The organism is Marichromatium purpuratum 984, assembly GCF_000224005.2.
GTDB lineage: Bacteria > Pseudomonadota > Gammaproteobacteria > Chromatiales > Chromatiaceae > Marichromatium > Marichromatium purpuratum.
Window position 1 is genome coordinate 117,453 of sequence record NZ_CP007031.1, and the last position, 16,181, is coordinate 133,633.

General features: G+C 65.8%; 15 protein-coding genes. 1 reads left to right on the forward strand and 14 read right to left on the reverse strand.

Annotation, left to right across the window (positions count from 1 at the left end):
- Positions 1 to 60: 60 nt before the first annotated feature.
- Positions 61 to 945: a choice-of-anchor L domain-containing protein gene (locus MARPU_RS00550; protein ID WP_005222030.1), complete on the forward strand. Its 885-nt coding sequence runs from the start codon at positions 61 to 63 to the stop codon at positions 943 to 945.
- A 145-nt stretch (positions 946 to 1,090) separates the two neighbouring features.
- On the opposite strand, the gene MARPU_RS00555 is transcribed toward MARPU_RS00550, so the two are convergent.
- The 14 genes from MARPU_RS00555 to MARPU_RS00620 form a co-directional block, all read right to left on the reverse strand.
- Positions 1,091 to 3,364 carry a DUF1631 domain-containing protein gene (locus tag MARPU_RS00555; protein WP_005222024.1) on the reverse strand — a complete coding sequence of 758 codons (2,274 nt, stop codon included), beginning with the start codon at positions 3,362 to 3,364 and terminating at the stop codon, positions 1,091 to 1,093.
- 207 nt (positions 3,365 to 3,571) lie between these two features.
- Positions 3,572 to 5,404 (reverse strand): glutamine--fructose-6-phosphate transaminase (isomerizing), encoded by a 1,833-nt coding sequence (glmS, locus tag MARPU_RS00560; RefSeq protein WP_005222022.1) that lies wholly within the window; start codon positions 5,402 to 5,404, stop codon positions 3,572 to 3,574.
- Positions 5,405 to 5,417: 13 nt separating this feature from the next.
- Positions 5,418 to 6,788, reverse strand: coding sequence for a bifunctional UDP-N-acetylglucosamine diphosphorylase/glucosamine-1-phosphate N-acetyltransferase GlmU (gene glmU, locus MARPU_RS00565; RefSeq protein WP_005222020.1), 1,371 nt, complete (start codon positions 6,786 to 6,788; stop codon positions 5,418 to 5,420).
- Between the two features lie 319 nt (positions 6,789 to 7,107).
- A complete protein-coding gene (locus MARPU_RS00570) occupies positions 7,108 to 7,533 on the reverse strand; it encodes a F0F1 ATP synthase subunit epsilon (RefSeq protein ID WP_005222018.1) in 426 nt (141 codons plus the stop codon).
- Positions 7,534 to 7,545: 12 nt separating this feature from the next.
- Positions 7,546 to 8,928 carry a F0F1 ATP synthase subunit beta gene (atpD, locus tag MARPU_RS00575; RefSeq protein WP_005222010.1) on the reverse strand — a complete coding sequence of 461 codons (1,383 nt, stop codon included), beginning with the start codon at positions 8,926 to 8,928 and terminating at the stop codon, positions 7,546 to 7,548.
- Positions 8,929 to 9,015: 87 nt separating this feature from the next.
- Positions 9,016 to 9,885, reverse strand: coding sequence for a F0F1 ATP synthase subunit gamma (gene atpG / locus MARPU_RS00580; RefSeq protein ID WP_005222009.1), 870 nt, complete (start codon positions 9,883 to 9,885; stop codon positions 9,016 to 9,018).
- 141 nt (positions 9,886 to 10,026) lie between these two features.
- Positions 10,027 to 11,568, reverse strand: a complete 1,542-nt coding sequence (gene atpA, locus MARPU_RS00585; protein ID WP_005222008.1) for a F0F1 ATP synthase subunit alpha — start codon at positions 11,566 to 11,568, stop codon at positions 10,027 to 10,029.
- Between the two features lie 13 nt (positions 11,569 to 11,581).
- Entirely contained in the window at positions 11,582 to 12,121 is a 540-nt protein-coding gene (locus MARPU_RS00590) for a F0F1 ATP synthase subunit delta (protein ID WP_005222007.1), read from the reverse strand.
- Positions 12,122 to 12,130: 9 nt separating this feature from the next.
- A complete protein-coding gene (locus MARPU_RS00595; protein WP_005222006.1) occupies positions 12,131 to 12,601 on the reverse strand; it encodes a F0F1 ATP synthase subunit B in 471 nt (156 codons plus the stop codon).
- 72 nt (positions 12,602 to 12,673) lie between these two features.
- Positions 12,674 to 12,925, reverse strand: coding sequence for a F0F1 ATP synthase subunit C (gene atpE, locus MARPU_RS00600; RefSeq protein ID WP_005222005.1), 252 nt, complete (start codon positions 12,923 to 12,925; stop codon positions 12,674 to 12,676).
- Between the two features lie 62 nt (positions 12,926 to 12,987).
- Positions 12,988 to 13,857, reverse strand: coding sequence for a F0F1 ATP synthase subunit A (gene atpB / locus MARPU_RS00605; RefSeq protein WP_005222003.1), 870 nt, complete (start codon positions 13,855 to 13,857; stop codon positions 12,988 to 12,990).
- A gap of 9 nt (positions 13,858 to 13,866) precedes the next feature.
- Entirely contained in the window at positions 13,867 to 14,247 is a 381-nt protein-coding gene (locus MARPU_RS00610) for an ATP synthase subunit I (protein ID WP_005222002.1), read from the reverse strand.
- Between the two features lie 224 nt (positions 14,248 to 14,471).
- Positions 14,472 to 15,386, reverse strand: coding sequence for a ParB/RepB/Spo0J family partition protein (locus MARPU_RS00615; RefSeq protein WP_005222001.1), 915 nt, complete (start codon positions 15,384 to 15,386; stop codon positions 14,472 to 14,474).
- 1 nt (position 15,387) lies between these two features.
- Positions 15,388 to 16,176 carry a ParA family protein gene (locus MARPU_RS00620; protein WP_005221998.1) on the reverse strand — a complete coding sequence of 263 codons (789 nt, stop codon included), beginning with the start codon at positions 16,174 to 16,176 and terminating at the stop codon, positions 15,388 to 15,390.
- Positions 16,177 to 16,181: the final 5 nt, after the last annotated feature.

Genomic DNA, 16,181 nt, shown 5'->3' on the forward strand with positions numbered 1-16,181 from the left:
GAATCTCGCATTGTGTTCTGTAGACAAGCCTGTCTCCAGCTACTCCCGAGGTCGATGCCGATGAATACCTGTCTCAAGCGCGCCATGCTTCTTGGTGTTCTGCTGTGTCCCGTCACTGCCCTTGCCGGGTTGGTGGTGACGTCAACCGATGACGAAATGGCCATCGCCGAGCGTCTGTTGGACAAGGGCTCGGGGCTGAAGATTTCCAGCGTATCGCTACTCGGCGCCAAGTATCAGCAGGGCTTTTTCGATGGTGGTCTGTCGGCTGGGATCGGTCTCGACAGCGGGGTGCTGCTGACCACGGGGCGCGCGACCAATGCCGTCGGTCCGAACCAGTCGGACAGCAAAACGAAGGTGGTTGGGAGTGGCGGTGACTCGGACCTGGACGGCCTGATCTCCTCGGTCTCGACCTATGACGCGAACGTGCTGCAGCTCGATTTCAGCACCACCACCGGTGGCTTGTTCTTCAATTACGTGTTCGCCTCGGAGGAGTACAACGAGTATGCGGGGTCGAGCTTCAACGATGTCTTCGGTTTCTTCATCGATGGGGTGAATATCGCGCTGTTGCCGGGATCGAGCGATCCGGTCGCGGTCAACACCGTCAATCTCGGTTCGCCCTATTTCAACGACAACGATCTGGACAGCTTTGCCAAGCCGCCCTTCGACATCGAGTACGACGGTTTTACCGATGTCTTTACCGCCGGCATCACCGGACTTGAAGTCGGTACCCTCTACACCCTCAAGCTGGCGGTTGCCGATGCCGGGGACCGTTACTTCGACTCGGCCGTGTTCCTGCAGTCGGGTAGCTTCTCATCCGTCGCCCTCGCCTCGGCCGCACCGGTGCCATCCCCCGCGCCCCTGGCACTGCTTGCCATCGGGCTGTGTGGCTTCATGTTGGTGCCGCGTCGTGCGGTCGTCACGCCACAGGAGTCCAGCAGCTGCTGAGTCGTCGCGATCCGCCGGGCGGAAAATGCCTCGTCTCCCGCCGACTCATCGCACGCCCGGTCGGGTGCGAGCGGAGGCAGGCGGCAGGGATGCTGTCGTTGCGTGTCGGCGGTGACGACATGAGACGACGATTTCGCGAACTGGGTCAGGTGTCGGGGTCGGTGCGGCGCTCCAGGACCTGACTGACCGCGCGCTCGGTGAGTGGGTCCTGGCTGAGCAGTCGGGCGCTGCCCTGGCGCAGATGATTGGCGAGGCTGGTGGTGGCGAGCGTGAGGGCGTTGTCGCCCTGACGGTTGGTGAACAGATAGACGCCACGATACTCACTGACCCAGCTCAGTCGCAGCGTCTTGCGGGTTCCGCGTACGCTCTTGAACTCGACCCAGGCGCCGACCTCGAGGGCGCGCGCGAGACGCAGGTGGTGATCGGCCTCCGCGTCGTCGACATCATCGGATGCCGATGCCGATGCCGATGCCGATGCCGATGCCGATGCCGATGCCGATGCCGAGATCGTGTCCTCGGCGGTGTCCCGCGTTGTCGACGCGTTGTTCGTGTCCTCGCGATGCAGGGCCGCCATGTGTAGCCGGATCAGCTGACCGAAGAAGCTGTCCCAGGAGGTCTCCTGGTCGATACGCTCGAGTCCCTTGCGCAGCCGGGTGATGAGATCGGGCAGCAGGGTGAGCAGGCGATCGCGATCCTCCTGGGTGAGCTTGGGCTCGACCGACCACAGCAGGTCGTCCATCAGCTGCACCGCTTCCCGCCAGTCCTCGCCGTCCTCGCCGGTGTCGATGAACACGTCGACCAACACCTGTCGCCAATGCTCGCTGACGAAGTCGCTGATCAGTGCCGGGGCCTCCGGGTGGGCGTGCTCGGTGATGACGGCCTCGACACGTCGCTCGGCGACCTCGCGACGATCGCGTCGGGCAAGCTCGCCGAGTACCTTGCTCGCCTTGCCACGGGCCCGCGTCTCTTCCTCGTTGAGGAATTGCTCGAACGCCTGGAGCTGGCGGGCGAAGACCTCGACATCGTCATCGAAGCCGTCGACCACGCCATCGACGATGGCACGGATCCGCTCGATCAGACGCGGTTCGTCCTCCTCGCCGCGGCCGAGGCCGGAGCTGGCGATGAGATCGAGCAGTCGGCGTGCGGGGTGGCGGCGCTCGGAGAAGAAGTGCTTGTCGATCAGCGCGACCTTGAGCACCGGGATCTGCAGCTTGGCCAGCTCGGCACGGATCCCCGCCGAGAGTTCGGGGTCCTTGAACATGGCGTCGAACAGCATCGAGACGATGTCGATGGTGAGCGCATCGACCGGGTGTGACCAGTCGGCCATGGGGGTGGCGCGGATTCGCTGCAGTGCATCGTTTTGCGCCGGGTCGATGGGCGCTGGACCGAGCCCCGGCAGCTGGCGAACGTCGCCAGCGCCGCGTTGCAGTCCGGTGAGCGCCTGGATCAGTTCGGCGATGCCGAGTGTCTGCTGGCGAGGCTGTGACTGTGCCGCCCGAGGTGTCGGCGCCATGCCCGAGGGCAGTTGGCCGGTGTTCACGGGTCGCTGACTGGCGGCTGCCTGCAGCGCCTGGGCGAGTTGTTCGAAGACGTCGCTGTTGCCGTGCTCGCCCTGGCGCTGCGCAGCTGCCGGTGTCTGCGGCTGTTCGTCGAGCGCTGGATGAGGGTCGCCGGCGTCGAGTGGCTGGCTGCGGAGCGCGCGCTGGGGACCGGCGAGTGGGATGTTGGGGAGGATGTCGGATTCGGCGAGAAAGCGGTTGAGATCGGCGTAGATGCCGGGTAGTTCGGCCGAGGTCTGGCGCTCGAACTCCTGCAGCAGGATCAGACTGAGCTGTTCGCCGACGTCGAGTGCGCCGAGCGCGTCGAGCATCGTGGTGAAGAGCGCGCGCGGGTGCAGCGGGTTGTCGTCCTGAGTGATGCGTGACAGGTGCAGCAGTGCGGCGAAGCGTCGGTCGAGTGCGGTGAGCTGCTGCGCGCAGTTGCAGGCGGCGCGTGCCGAGAGTTTGGCGATCGCCAGGTCGCGTTCGAAGTCATCGGTCTCGATCAGGCTCAGCTCGCGCGGCTCCTGGCTCGCGCGCCCGCCTTCCACGGTGGTGCCGCGCAGGGCCGCGACCGCCGACTCGAACTGTGCGACATAGGCGCTGCGGAACTGTTGCAGCAGCAGCTGGCCATGGCCGGAGAGGAAGTCCATGGCGGCGAAATAGAGTTGCTGCTGCTCGAGGCTGGTGGCACGATCGGCCATGCCGAGGAAGTCGTCGTTGGCGCTGTCGAGATGCTGGGCGAAGACGGTGGCGAGGCCGTGCGCGATACGGTCGCGACAGGCCGCGAGCAGGCTGGCTGGATCGGCCGATGCCGTGGCCTCTGGCGGGAGGTCGCGACCGGCGAGCGGGACGACGTTCGATGAGGATCTGTCGGCCATGGTTGGTTCCAGAAGGCAAGGACGACGCAGCGCGTCCGGTCGCGCGCGCCCGAGCGCCGGGGACGAAGAAAAGGCGGTTGGCTATGGCTCAAGTTCGCGGCCTGCAGACCCGGTCCCCTCCTCCCGGGTCTGTTCCTTCTTACGCAGAGTATATGCCGACGTGATCTTGCCGCTGTCAACTCGGTCACAGCGGCGAAGGGGACATGTCTACTCGACGGTCACCGACTTGGCCAGGTTGCGTGGCTGATCGACGTCGGTGCCCTTGAGCACGGCGACATGGTAGGCGAGCAGCTGTAGCGGGATGGTGAAGATCAACGGGTCGAGCAGGTCATCGGTCTCGGGCAGGCGGATGACATTAACCCCATCGGTCTCGTCGAGCGGGACCTGGAAGTCGGCGAAGACATAGAGCTGTCCGCCGCGCGCCCGGACCTCCTCGAGGTTGGACTTGAGCTTCTCGAGCAGGGCGTTGTTGGGTGCCACCGCGACCACTGGCATCTGCTCGTCGATCAGTGCCAGCGGGCCGTGCTTGAGTTCGCCCGCGGGGTAGGCCTCGGCATGGATGTAGGAGATCTCCTTGAGCTTGAGCGCGCCCTCCATGGCGATCGGGTATTGCTCGCCACGCCCGAGAAAGAGGGTGTGCTGCTTGTCGACGAAGGACTCGGCGAGCATCGCGATCTGTTCGTCGAGCCGCAGCACCTCTTCGACCTTGAGCGGCAGCGAGCGCAGCAGCCCGACCAGCCGTGCCTCCTCGGTCTCGTCGATGTCGCGCCCGCGACCGAGCGCCAGGGTCAGCAGCAGCAGGGCGACGAGCTGGGTGGTGAAAGCCTTGGTCGAGGCCACACCGATCTCGGGACCGGCATGGGTGAGCAGTACCAGGTCGGACTCGCGCACCAGCGAGCTTTCGGGGACGTTGCAGATCGCCAGGGTGGCGCGATAGCCGCTCTGTTTCGCCTGACGCAGCGCGGCCAGGGTGTCGGCGGTCTCGCCCGACTGCGAGAGGGTGACGAACAGCGCCTGCTCGGGGACCACATGGCGGCGATAGCGGTACTCGCTGGCGACCTCGACGCTGCACGGCAGTCCGGCGAAGGCCTCGATCCAGTAACGCGCGACCTGTGCGGCGTGATAGCTGGTGCCGCAGGCGACGATGGTGACCGCCTTGATCTCGGCGAACAACGCCTCGGCCTCGTTGCCGAAGCACTCGGGGCGCAGTCGGTTGCCGCTGAGACGGTCGTCGAGGGTGTCGGCGATCGCCTGTGGTTGCTCGAAGATCTCCTTGAGCATGTAGTGGCGGTATTCGCCACGCTCGGCGGCATCGAGGGCCAGATTGGAGGTCTTGACCGGACGCTCGACCAGGTGTCCGTCGCGGTCCCAGATACGCACCCGCTCGCGGGTGAGTTCGGCGATGTCGCCCTCTTCGAGGAAGATGAAGCGATGGGTGACCGGGAGCAGGGCGAACACGTCCGAGGCGATGAAGTGCTCGCCGAAGCCGATGCCGATCACCAGTGGACTGCCCTCGCGCGCGGCCACCAGGCGCTCGGGGTCCTGGGTGTCGATCACCCCCAGGGCATAGGCGCCCTGCAGCTCTGCGGCGGTGTTGCGTACCGCCTCCAGCAGGTCGTGCCCGGCGGCGAGCTGGTCGTAGATGGCATGCACCACCACCTCGGTATCGGTCTCCGAGGTGAAGCGATGTCCGGCCTCGCGCTGCGCGGCACGCAGCTGTTCGTGGTTCTCGATGATGCCGTTGTGGACGATCGTGCAGCGGTCGCGACAGATGTGCGGATGGGCATTGTGGGTGGCCGGCTCGCCGTGGGTCGCCCAGCGGGTGTGGGCGATGCCGGTCAGTCCGGGCAGCGGATGCGCAGCGACCTCTTCGGCCAGTCGCGCGACCTTGCCGAGGGTGCGGGAGCGGTTGAGCTGGCCCGGACCCTCGAGGATGGCGATGCCCGCGGAGTCGTAGCCGCGGTATTCGAGTCGCTTCAGCCCCTCGAGCAGGATGGCCGCGACCGGGCGTTGAGCGATGGCGCCGACGATGCCGCACATAGACTGGAACTCCTTAGGGTTTCGGCTGTTTCTGGGGACGCTGCCAGCCGTTGACGCTGTGCTGGCGGGCACGCGAGAGGGTGAGTTGCTCGGCCGGCGCGGCACGGGTGATCACCGATCCGGCGCCGATGGTGGCGCCCTCGCCGATGCTCACCGGCGCCACCAGGGCGCTGTTCGAGCCGATGAAGGCGCGGTCACCGATCTCGGTGCGCGACTTGGTGGCGCCATCGTAGTTGCAGGTGATGGTGCCGGCGCCGATGTTGACCCCGGCGCCGATGGTGGCGTCCCCCAGGTAAGTCAGATGATTGGCCTTGCTGCCGGCGCCGAGTCGGGTGTTCTTGGTCTCGACGAAGTTGCCGACATGGGTGGCATCGGCCAGTTCGCTGCCCGGGCGCAATCGCGCAAAGGGACCGATGTGGGCGTCGGCGCCGACGCGGGCGCCCTCGATCACGCAATTGGCGAGGATCTCGGTGTTGGCGCCGATGGTGCAGTCGCGCAGCACGCAGTTGGGACCGATGTGGACTCCCTCGGCGATCTCGACCTCGCCCTCGATGACGACGTTGACATCGATGGTGCAGTCGCTGGCGGCGGTGAGTCTGCCGCGCAGGTCGAAGCGTGCCGGATCCCGCAGGGTGACGCCGGCGCGCATCAGCCGCTCGGCCTGCTGGCGTTGCCAGGCGCGCTCGAGCGCGGCGAGCTGGACCCGGTCGTTGACTCCGGAGACCTCGCTGAGGCTGTCGGGGCGGGCGCTGGCCACGTCCACGCCATCGGTCGCGGCCAGGGCGGTGACGTCGGTGAGGTAGTACTCGCCCTGGGCGTTGTCGTCGTCGATGCGCGAGAGCCAGTCGTCAAGACGGGCGCGATCGGCGACCAGGAAGCCCATATTCGATTCGCGGATGCGACGCTGCTGTTCGTCGGCGTCGCGCTCCTCGACGATACGCTCGATGCGCCCCTCGGCGTCGCGCAGGATACGGCCGTAGCCGGTGGGGTCGGGCAGCTCGGCGGTGAGCAGCGCTAGCGGGCTGTCATCGGCCGCGGCGATCAGCCGTTCGAGGGTCGCCGGAGAGATCAGCGGTACGTCGCCATAAAGCACCAACACGCGGTCGAGATCGGCGAGTGCGGGCATTGCCTGCATCACCGCATGCGCGGTGCCGCGCTGCTCGGCCTGCTCGACCCAGGTGCAGGAATGGCCTTCGAGGGCCGCACGTACCTGATCGCCGGCATGGCCGTGGACGACCACGATCCGTGTCGGATCGATCGTCTCCGCCGCCTCGAGGACATGCGCGAGCAGTGGCTTGCCGGCCAGTGGATGGAGGACCTTGGGGAGTCTCGAACGCATCCGCTTGCCGAGCCCGGCGGCCAGTATCACGACGCCTAACTTCATGCCTGAGTGATCCTCGCTGGAGTTATCGATAGGGTGAGACGCCCGTCATCTCGGGAGAGGGTGCGCCGCTGGGGGCGGTCACGGGCATCTCGCTCGGTGGCTATCCTAGCCGTCTGGGGCACGTGTCGCGAGCACTGCTGCGCGCGCGTCGTCTTGGTGTGTCGTCGCCATCTGGCTTACAGCGAGCATGCGCCGGGGGTTTCGTCAGCGTCAAGCGCGTCGTTGGCGAGAATAAGGCCCCTTGATCGATAAAAAAACGCCCCGGCCTTGCGGGCGGGGCGTTTTCCTCGTGCAGTGCGCCGGACGTGGCGCGAGCGAATCAACCGCGCTTGGTCTTGCGCAGCTTCTCGATCGCACGCAGCTGGGCGATCGCCTCGGCCAGTTCGGCCTGGGCCTTGGCGTACTCGAACCCGGCCTGTTGTCCGGCCAGTGCCTCCTCGGCGCGACGCTTGGCCTCCTGGGCCGCCGCCTCGTCGAGGTTCGCGGCCCGGACCGCGGTGTCGGCAAGGACCGTGACCACGTTCGGCTGGACCTCGAGCATGCCGCCGGAGACGTAGAAATGCTCCTGCTCGCCCTGCTCGTTCTCCACTCGGACGTCGCCGGGCTTGAGACGGCTGATGAAGGCGGTGTGGCGGGGCGCGATGCCCACCTCACCCACTTCCGCGCTGGCGTACACCATGGTCGCCTGCCCGGAGTGGATGGCGCCCTCTGCGCTCACGATATCGACGTGGATCGTCATTGCCATGGGTGGTCTCCGTTAGTTGGCCATCGTTTCGGCCTTGGCCACCGCTTCCTCGATGTTGCCGACCATGTAGAAGGCCTGTTCGGGCAGGTGGTCGTACTCGCCGTTGACGATGGCCTGGAAGCCGGCGATGGTGTCCTTGACCGAGACGAACTTACCGGGCGCGCCGGTGAAGACCTCGGCGACGAAGAACGGCTGCGACAGGAAGCGCTGGATCTTACGGGCACGCGCCACGGTCAGCTTGTCCTCGTCGGAGAGTTCGTCCATGCCGAGGATGGCGATGATGTCCTTGAGTTCCTTGTAGCGCTGCAGGGTGCCCTGCACCGCACGCGCGGTCTCGTAGTGTTCCTGACCGACGACGTTGGGGTCGAGGATACGGCTGGTCGAGTCGAGCGGGTCGACGGCGGGGTAGATACCCAGCTCGGCGATCTGACGCGACAGCACCAGGGTGGCGTCGAGGTGCGCGAAGGTGGTGGCCGGCGACGGGTCGGTGAGGTCGTCGGCGGGGACGTAGACGGCCTGGAAAGAGGTGATCGAGCCGGTCTTGGTGGAGGTGATGCGCTCCTGCAGGGCGCCCATCTCCGAGGCCAGGGTCGGCTGGTAGCCCACCGCCGAAGGCATGCGCCCGAGCAGTGCCGAGACCTCGGTACCGGCGAGGGTGTAACGATAGATGTTGTCGACGAACAGCAGCACGTCACGGCCTTCGTCGCGGAAGTACTCGGCCATGGTCAGGCCGGTCAGGGCGACGCGCAGACGGTTGCCGGGCGGCTCGTTCATCTGGCCGTAGACCAGGGCCACCTTGTCGAGGACGTTCGACTCCTTCATCTCGTGATAGAAGTCGTTACCCTCACGGGTACGCTCGCCGACACCCGCGAACACCGAGAAACCGGAGTGCTCGGCGGCGATGTTACGGATGAGCTCCATCAGGGTGACGGTCTTGCCGACGCCAGCGCCGCCGAACAGGCCGACCTTGCCGCCCTTGGCGATCGGCATGATCAGGTCGACGACCTTGATGCCGGTCTCGAGGATCTCGGTGGTGGTCGACTGGTCCTCGAGCTTGGGCGCGGGACGGTGGATCGACCAGGTCTCCTCGGCGCCGATGTCACCCTGCTCGTCGATGGCGTTGCCGAGCACGTCCATGATGCGGCCGAGGGTCTTCTGGCCGACCGGGACCTGGATCGGGGCGCCGGTGGCGGCGACCTCGAGGCCACGCTGCAGGCCGTCGGTCGAACCCATGGCGATGGTGCGGACGACGCCGTCGCCGAGCTGCTGCTGCACCTCGAGGGTGAGGCCGACGGACTCGATCTTCAGTGCTTCATAGACCTTGGGCATCTCGCCGCGCGGGAACTGTACGTCCACCACCGCGCCGATGATTTCCACCACGTTACCGGAACTCATAGTCTTTTCCTCTTCTGCCTTGCGGCGTCTAGCGATTCTGTCTGGGTCTGAACCCGAGCGGATTGGCCGGGCTCAGCCGGCGGTGGGTCAAACCGCCGCGGCGCCGCTCACGATCTCGGAGATTTCCTGGGTGATAGCGGCCTGGCGCGCCTTGTTGTAGACGAGCTGGAGTTCGTCGATCAGGTTGCCGGCGTTGTCCGAGGCGGCCTTCATCGCGACCATCCGCGCGGCCTGCTCGCAGGCGGCGTTCTCGACCACACCCTGATAGACCAGCGACTCGATGTAGCGGGTGAGCAGGGCATCGAGCACGGTGCGCGCGTCCGGTTCGTAGATGTAGTCCCAGTGGTAGGGCAACGCCTCCTCCGGTTTCTCGGCGGCGGCGATGGGCACCAGCTGGCGGATCTCCGGGCGCTGGGTCATGGTGTTGACGAATTCGTTGCTGGCGACGTAGATCGCGTCGATCTCGCCGGCCTCGAAGGCGTCGAGCATCACCTTGACGGTGCCGATCAGGTCCTCGATGTGCGGGGTGTCGCCGAGGTGGGTCGCCTGCGCCAGCACCTTGCCGCCGAAGCGCTTGAAGAAGCCCAGCGCCTTGCTGCCGATGGCGCAGAACACCGGCTCGACGCCAGCGGCCTGCTGCTCCTTGATCTCGGCACTCAGACGGCGGAACAGGTTACTGTTGAGGCCGCCGCACAGGCCGCGATCGGAGGAAACCACGATGTAGCCGACGCGCTTGCGCGGGCGTTCCGTGGCCATGAAGGAATGATGGTACTCGGGCGTCGCTTGCGCCAGGTGATGGATCACCTGGAGCATCTTGTCCGCGTAGGGCCGGGAGGCAGACATGCGATCCTGCGCCTTGCGCATCTTCGATGCTGCAACCATCTCCATGGCGGAAGTGATCTTCTGCGTGCTCTTGATGCTCGCAATCTTGGTGCGGATTTCTTTGGCGCCTGCCATTTGATCAAGCTCCCAGCTTTCAGCGCCCGATCCCCGACTCGAAGGTCGGTCGCGGCGCCTGTTTGATTCGGGTCGGTTGTAAGGTCTCGACAACGCCCGACCGCCGCGGGGCGGCGGTCGGGCGCATGTGGATGCGGGCGCTTACCAAGTATTGTTCGCCTTGAAATCCTTGAGCGCCGCGTGCAGACCCTGCTGGATCTCGTCGTTGAAACCGCCGGTCGAGTCGATCTTGCCGAGCAGCTCGGCCTGCTGGGACTTCATGTAGCCCTGCAGCGCCGCCTCGAAGTCGACGACCTTGGTGACTTCGACGTCGTCGAGGTAGCCCTCGTTGGCGGCGAACAGCGAGACGGCCATCTGGCCGACGCTCATCGGCGAGTACTGCGCCTGCTTCATCAGCTCGGTGACGCGCTCACCGCGCTCGAGCTGCTTGCGGGTGGTCTCGTCGAGATCGGAGGCGAACTGCGAGAAGGCCGCCAGCTCGCGATACTGCGCGAGTGCCAGACGGATACCGCCGCCGAGTTTCTTGATCGCCTTGGTCTGGGCCGCACCACCGACTCGCGACACCGACAGACCAGCGTTGATGGCTGGACGGATACCCGAGTTGAAGAGGTCGGTCTCGAGGAAGATCTGACCGTCGGTGATCGAGATCACGTTGGTCGGGACGAATGCCGAGACGTCGCCGGCCTGAGTCTCGATGATCGGCAGCGCGGTGAGCGAGCCGGTCTTGCCCTTGACGGCACCGTTGGTCGCCTTCTCCACGTAGTCGGGATTGACGCGCGCGGCGCGCTCGAGCAGACGCGAGTGCAGGTAGAAGACGTCACCGGGGTAGGCTTCACGACCCGGCGGACGACGCAGCAGCAGCGACACCTGACGGTAGGCCCAGGCCTGCTTGGTGAGGTCGTCGTAGACGATCAGCGCGTCCTCGCCCTTGTCGCGGAAGTACTCACCCATCGAGCAGCCGGCGTAGGGCGCGATGAACTGCATCGCGGCCGAGTCGGAGGCGCCGGCGGAGACGATGATGGTGTGATCCATCGCGCCGTGCTCTTCGAGCTTGCGCACCAGTGCCGCGATGGTCGAGTTCTTCTGACCGACCGCGACGTAGATGCACTTAACGCCGGTGTCCTTCTGGTTGATGATCGCGTCGATCGCCACCGCGGTCTTACCGGTCTGGCGGTCGCCGATGATCAGCTCACGCTGGCCACGACCGACCGGCACCATGGCGTCGATCGCCTTGAGACCGGTCTGCATCGGCTCGTCGACCGACTGACGGGCGATGACGCCGGGCGCGAGCTTCTCGATTGGAGAGGTGGCCGCAGCCTCGATCGGGCCCTTGCCGTCGATCGGGTTGCCGAGCGCGTCGACCACGCGGCCGAGCAGGCCCTCACCGACCGGTACCTCGAGCACGCGCCCGGTGCAGCGCACCCAGTCGCCCTCGGAGAGGTTGGTGTAGTCGCCGAGCACCACCGCGCCGACCGAGTCGCGCTCGAGGTTCAGCGCCAGGCCGTAGGTGTTGCCGGGGAACTCCAGCATCTCGTAGTACTGAGCGTCGGACAGGCCGTGAATACGCACGATGCCGTCGGTCAGGCTGACGATGGTGCCCTCGGTCCGGGCCTCGGTTTGAAGATCGTATTTCTCGATCTTCTGCTTGATGAGATCACTGATCTCGGAAGGATTCAGTTGCATGGCGGTGTCCCGTTCAGAATTGCAATGCGTTGGCGAGTCGGTCGATCTTGCCGCGGACCGTGTCGTCGATCACCAGGTCCCCGGCACGGATCTCCAGCCCACCAATCAGCGCGCTGTCGGTCTCGACCGTGAGCTCCACCTGCCCGCCAAGACGCGAGGACAGTGCGGTGGCGAGCGCCGCGCGTTGCGCCTCGTCGATCTCGAACGCACTGCGTACGGTCACGCGCCGCATGCCCTCGTCGGCGCTGCGGCTGACTTCGAACAGGCGGGCGATCTCGGGGACGGCCGCCAGGCGTGCCTTGTCGGCGAGCAACCGGAGCAGGTTGGCAGCCTCCTCCGGCAGGTTCTCGCCACAGACTTCGAGGGTGATGTCGCGGATGGTCTCGCGGGACACGTTGGGGTTGGCGATCAGCGCGACCATCTGCGGGTCGCCGGCCACCGCGGCCAACCGCCCGAGTGCGTCGGACCATGCCTCGACCTGTCCGGTTTCCTTCGCGCGCTCGAAGGCCGCCTCGGCATAAGGCCGTGCGATGGTGGTGATGTCTCCGGCCATGGGTATTCCCTAGAGCTGCTTTGCGAACGAGTCGACGATCGACTTGTGGGCGTCGACGTTGATCTCCTTCTGGAGGATCTTCTCCGCTGCCGCGACGGCGAGCGTGGAGACGCGCTCACGCAGCTCTTCGCGTGCGCGGTTGGTCTCCTGATCGATCTCGGCACGCGCCGCGGCGAGCAGTCGATCGCCCTCGGTCCGGGCGTCGCTCTTGGCCTCCTCGACGATGTCGGTGGCCCGCTTCTGGGCCTGACCGACGATCTCGGCGGCGGAGACCTTGGCCTCCTTCATCAGCTCGAGTGCGCGTTGCTCCCCGAGGGCCTGCTCCTGATGGCCACGTTCGGCGGCGGCGAGGCCTTCGGCGATCTTGGCCTTGCGCTCCGCCAACGCGTTGACGATGGGCGGCCACACATACTTCATACAGAACCCGACGAACACCGCGAAGGTGATCATCTGGGCAAACAGAGTCAGATTGATATTCATACCTATGCCTCTTGCCTGAGCCTCATGTGGGCGAGGAGTCTTCTCGGCCCGCGGGAGGGAGCAGGATGCGCGCTAGGCAGCGAACATCAGGAACAGACCCATGGCGATCGCGATGACGGGCAGTGCGTCGACCAGACCCATGACGATAAAGAACTGGGTGCGCAGCATCGGGATGAGCTCGGGCTGACGGGCAGCGCCCTCCAGGAAGCGGCCGCCGAGGACGCCGATGCCGACGCCGGCGCCGACTGCGCCCAGACCCAGCATCAGGCCAGCGCCGATGTACTTGATGACCTCTGCGAATGCTTGTGCGACTTCGAGTTCCATAGTTCTCTCCAGGATTGAAGGTCAGAGCCTTGATTGAAGGTCAGAGCCTTGAAAAACGGGGTTTAGTGATGCTCCTGGTGTGCCATGTCGAGATAGACGATGGTCAGCACCATGAAGATGAACGCCTGCAGCGTGATGATCAGGATGTGGAACACGGCCCACACGAACTGCAGAACGCCGCCGGTGGCGTTGAGCACGACGCCGCCACCGTAGAGCAAGGCGATCAGGATGAAGATCATCTCGCCGGCGTACATGTTGCCGAACAGTCGCAGGGCGAGCGAGATCGGCTTGGAGATCAGACTGATCCCTTCGAGCACCAGGTTGGCGGGCATGCCCCACTTGCCGAACGGCTGCAGGGTCAGTTCACCGAGGAAGCCACCGACGCCTTTCATCTTGACGCTGTAGTAGAGCACCATGAGGAAGACCATCAGGGCCATGCCGAAGGTGGCGTTGGGATCGGTGGTCGGCACGATCTTGAGGTAGACATGGTGCGGATCGGCGCCGAACAGGGCCATGAAGTGGCCGAACAGATAGGGCACCAGATCGACCGGCAGCAGGTCCATCAGGTTCATCAGGAAGACCCAGGCGAAGATGGTCAGCGCCAGCGGGGCGACCATCGGGTTCTTGCCACTGAAGGAACCGCGGACGTTGTCCTCGACGAAGTCGACGATCCACTCGACGAAGTTCTGCGCCGCGCCCGGTACGCCGGCGCTGACACGTTCGGCCACACCCTTGAAGAACCAGAGGAACAGGCCGCCGAGCAGGATCGAAAAGAACATGGTGTCCAGATTGATCGCCCAGAAGCCCATCTCCGCGGCCTCCGCGCTGTTGTGCGCGAGCCCCAAGCCGTGCTCGGGGTGTAGACCGAAGGTGAGGTTGGTCAGATGGTGTTGAATGTATTGTTCAGCGGTGAGCGTTTCGGTAGCAGCCATCGATCATTCTCACTTCGTGTTTCGTTTGGCCTGTTGGGCCGCGATCAGGATCGGCATCACTTGCATGAGGAGGTAGGCCCCCAGCAATGCCGGTATGTTCAGGTCGTCGAATGTTGCGAAGGCAACGACGAACAAACCCAGGACCAACGCGATCTTTGCGACTTCGGCACGATAAAAACGCCTGACCAAACGCTCGGGCGCCTGGGCGCGATAAGCGCGAAAGACCCAGGCCGCGAGCATGGCGTTGGCCAGCAGGCAGGATCCAGAACCTATGAGGACCGATAGTGCAACGGAGCGACCGAACGGCAGGGCGAGTAGCACCGACACCAGGCTGAGGATCGTCTGTATTTTCAGGACGTTCCCGGCCTGAAGCGCATCCGGCTGTTGCATCAGATCATCGTGGTTTGGTTGAGCGCGTCGCTCACCGGACGCGAAGTATAGGGGATCGCTAATATCGGGTCAATGTAACCGCGGCGTGCTCGGAGCCTTGCCCGGCGCGGGTTTCGGGCCGATGACGAAGGCCTCGGTGAACTCGCCCTCGGGGCTGGATCCCTTTGATCGAAGCGGTGTTTCGCCATCCCTCTCGAAGGCGTCGACCTGACCCGGTGCACTGCTCAGCGGATGTGGCCGAGGATGCCGTCGAGTTCGTCGAGACTGGTGTAGCTGATCACCAGCTTGCCGTTGCCACGGCTGCCGTGCTGGATCTGCACCTCGGCGCCGAGCCGGTCGGTGAGATCGTTCTGCAGTCGGCGGATGTCGGGGTCGGTCTCTCCCTTCCGCCCCGCTGTCGCCACCGGGTTCTCGCCCTGTTGCTGCCGTCGCACCAGTCGCTCGGTGTCGCGCACCGAGAGTCCGCCGGCGACCACCTGCCGGGCGAGCGCGCACTGTACCTGCTCTTTGACCCCGAGCAGGGCACGGGCATGGCCCATCTCCAAGCGGCCATGGTCGAGGTGGTCCTTGACCTCGGGTTCGAGTTCGAGCAGGCGCAGCAGGTTGGAGATGGTGGTGCGCGACTTGCCGACCGCCTCGGCCACCTCCTGATGGGTGAGTTCGAACTCCTCGACCAGACGGTGCAGCGCGGTGGCCTCTTCCAGCGGATTGAGGTCGGCGCGCTGGATGTTCTCGATCAGCGCGATGGCCAGCGCGCTGGTGGCGTCGAGTTCGCGCACCAGTGCCGGGATCTCGCTGAGACCGGCCTGCTGACAGGCGCGCCAGCGCCGCTCGCCGGCGACGATCTCGTAGCGCCCCTCGGCCAGCGGTCGCGCCAGGATCGGCTGCAGCACGCCCTGGGCGCGGATCGACTCGGCCAACTCGCGCAGCGCCTCGGGGTCGAAGTCGCGGCGTGGTTGATAGCGCCCGCGCTGCAGCTGCTCGAGCGGCAGGCGCACGATGCGATCGCCGGGCTGGGCGGTGGCGACGGCCCCGGACTGGGAGGCGGTCTCGGCACCGCCACGGGTGGCGCCGAGCAGGGCGTCGAGTCCGCGCCCCAGCCCCTTCTTCTTGTTCGATCGGGTGGTTTCCTGGTCCATGTCAGGCGGCGTTGCGGCCCTTCTGCTGGCGGCGCAGCACCTCGCTGGCCAGCGCCATGTAGGCGATCGCGCCCTTGGAGGACGGATCATAGAGCTGGGCCGGCATGCCGTGGCTGGGGGCCTCGGCGAGGCGCACGTTGCGCGGGATGATGGTGCGGTAGACCTTGTCCTTGAAGTGCGTGATGAGCTGCGTCGAGACCTGGTTGGCGAGGTTGTTGCGCGGGTCGTGCATGGTGCGCAGGATGCCCTCGACACGCAGCGTCTCGTTGCGGTTGGCACGGATCTGCTCGATGGTGTCGAGCAGCGCCGAGAGCCCCTCGAGGGCGTAGTACTCGCACTGGATCGGGATCAGCACCCCGCGCGCGGCGACCAGGGCGTTGACGGTGAGCATGTTGAGCGAGGGCGGACAGTCGACGACCACCAGCTCATAGGCTTGGGCGGCGCGTTCGAGCACCCGCGCCAGACGGTGCTCGCGGTCGGGCGAGTCGATCAGCCCGACCTCGGCGGCGGTGAGATCGGCGTTGGCCGGCAGCAGGTCGAAACCGGGCGAGGGCTCGGTGATGCGCTGCAGGCAGTCGGCGATCGGGATATCGCTGAGCAGCAGGTCGCAGCTCGAGTGCTCGAGCGCGTGCTTGTCGACGCCACAGCCCATGGTGGCGTTGCCCTGGGGGTCGAGATCGACCAGCAGCACGCGTCGCTTCATCGCCGCCAGACAGGCGGCGAGGTTGACCGCGGTCGTCGTCTTGCCGACTCCGCCCTTCTGATTGGCGATGGCGATGATGTTGACCATGCTCG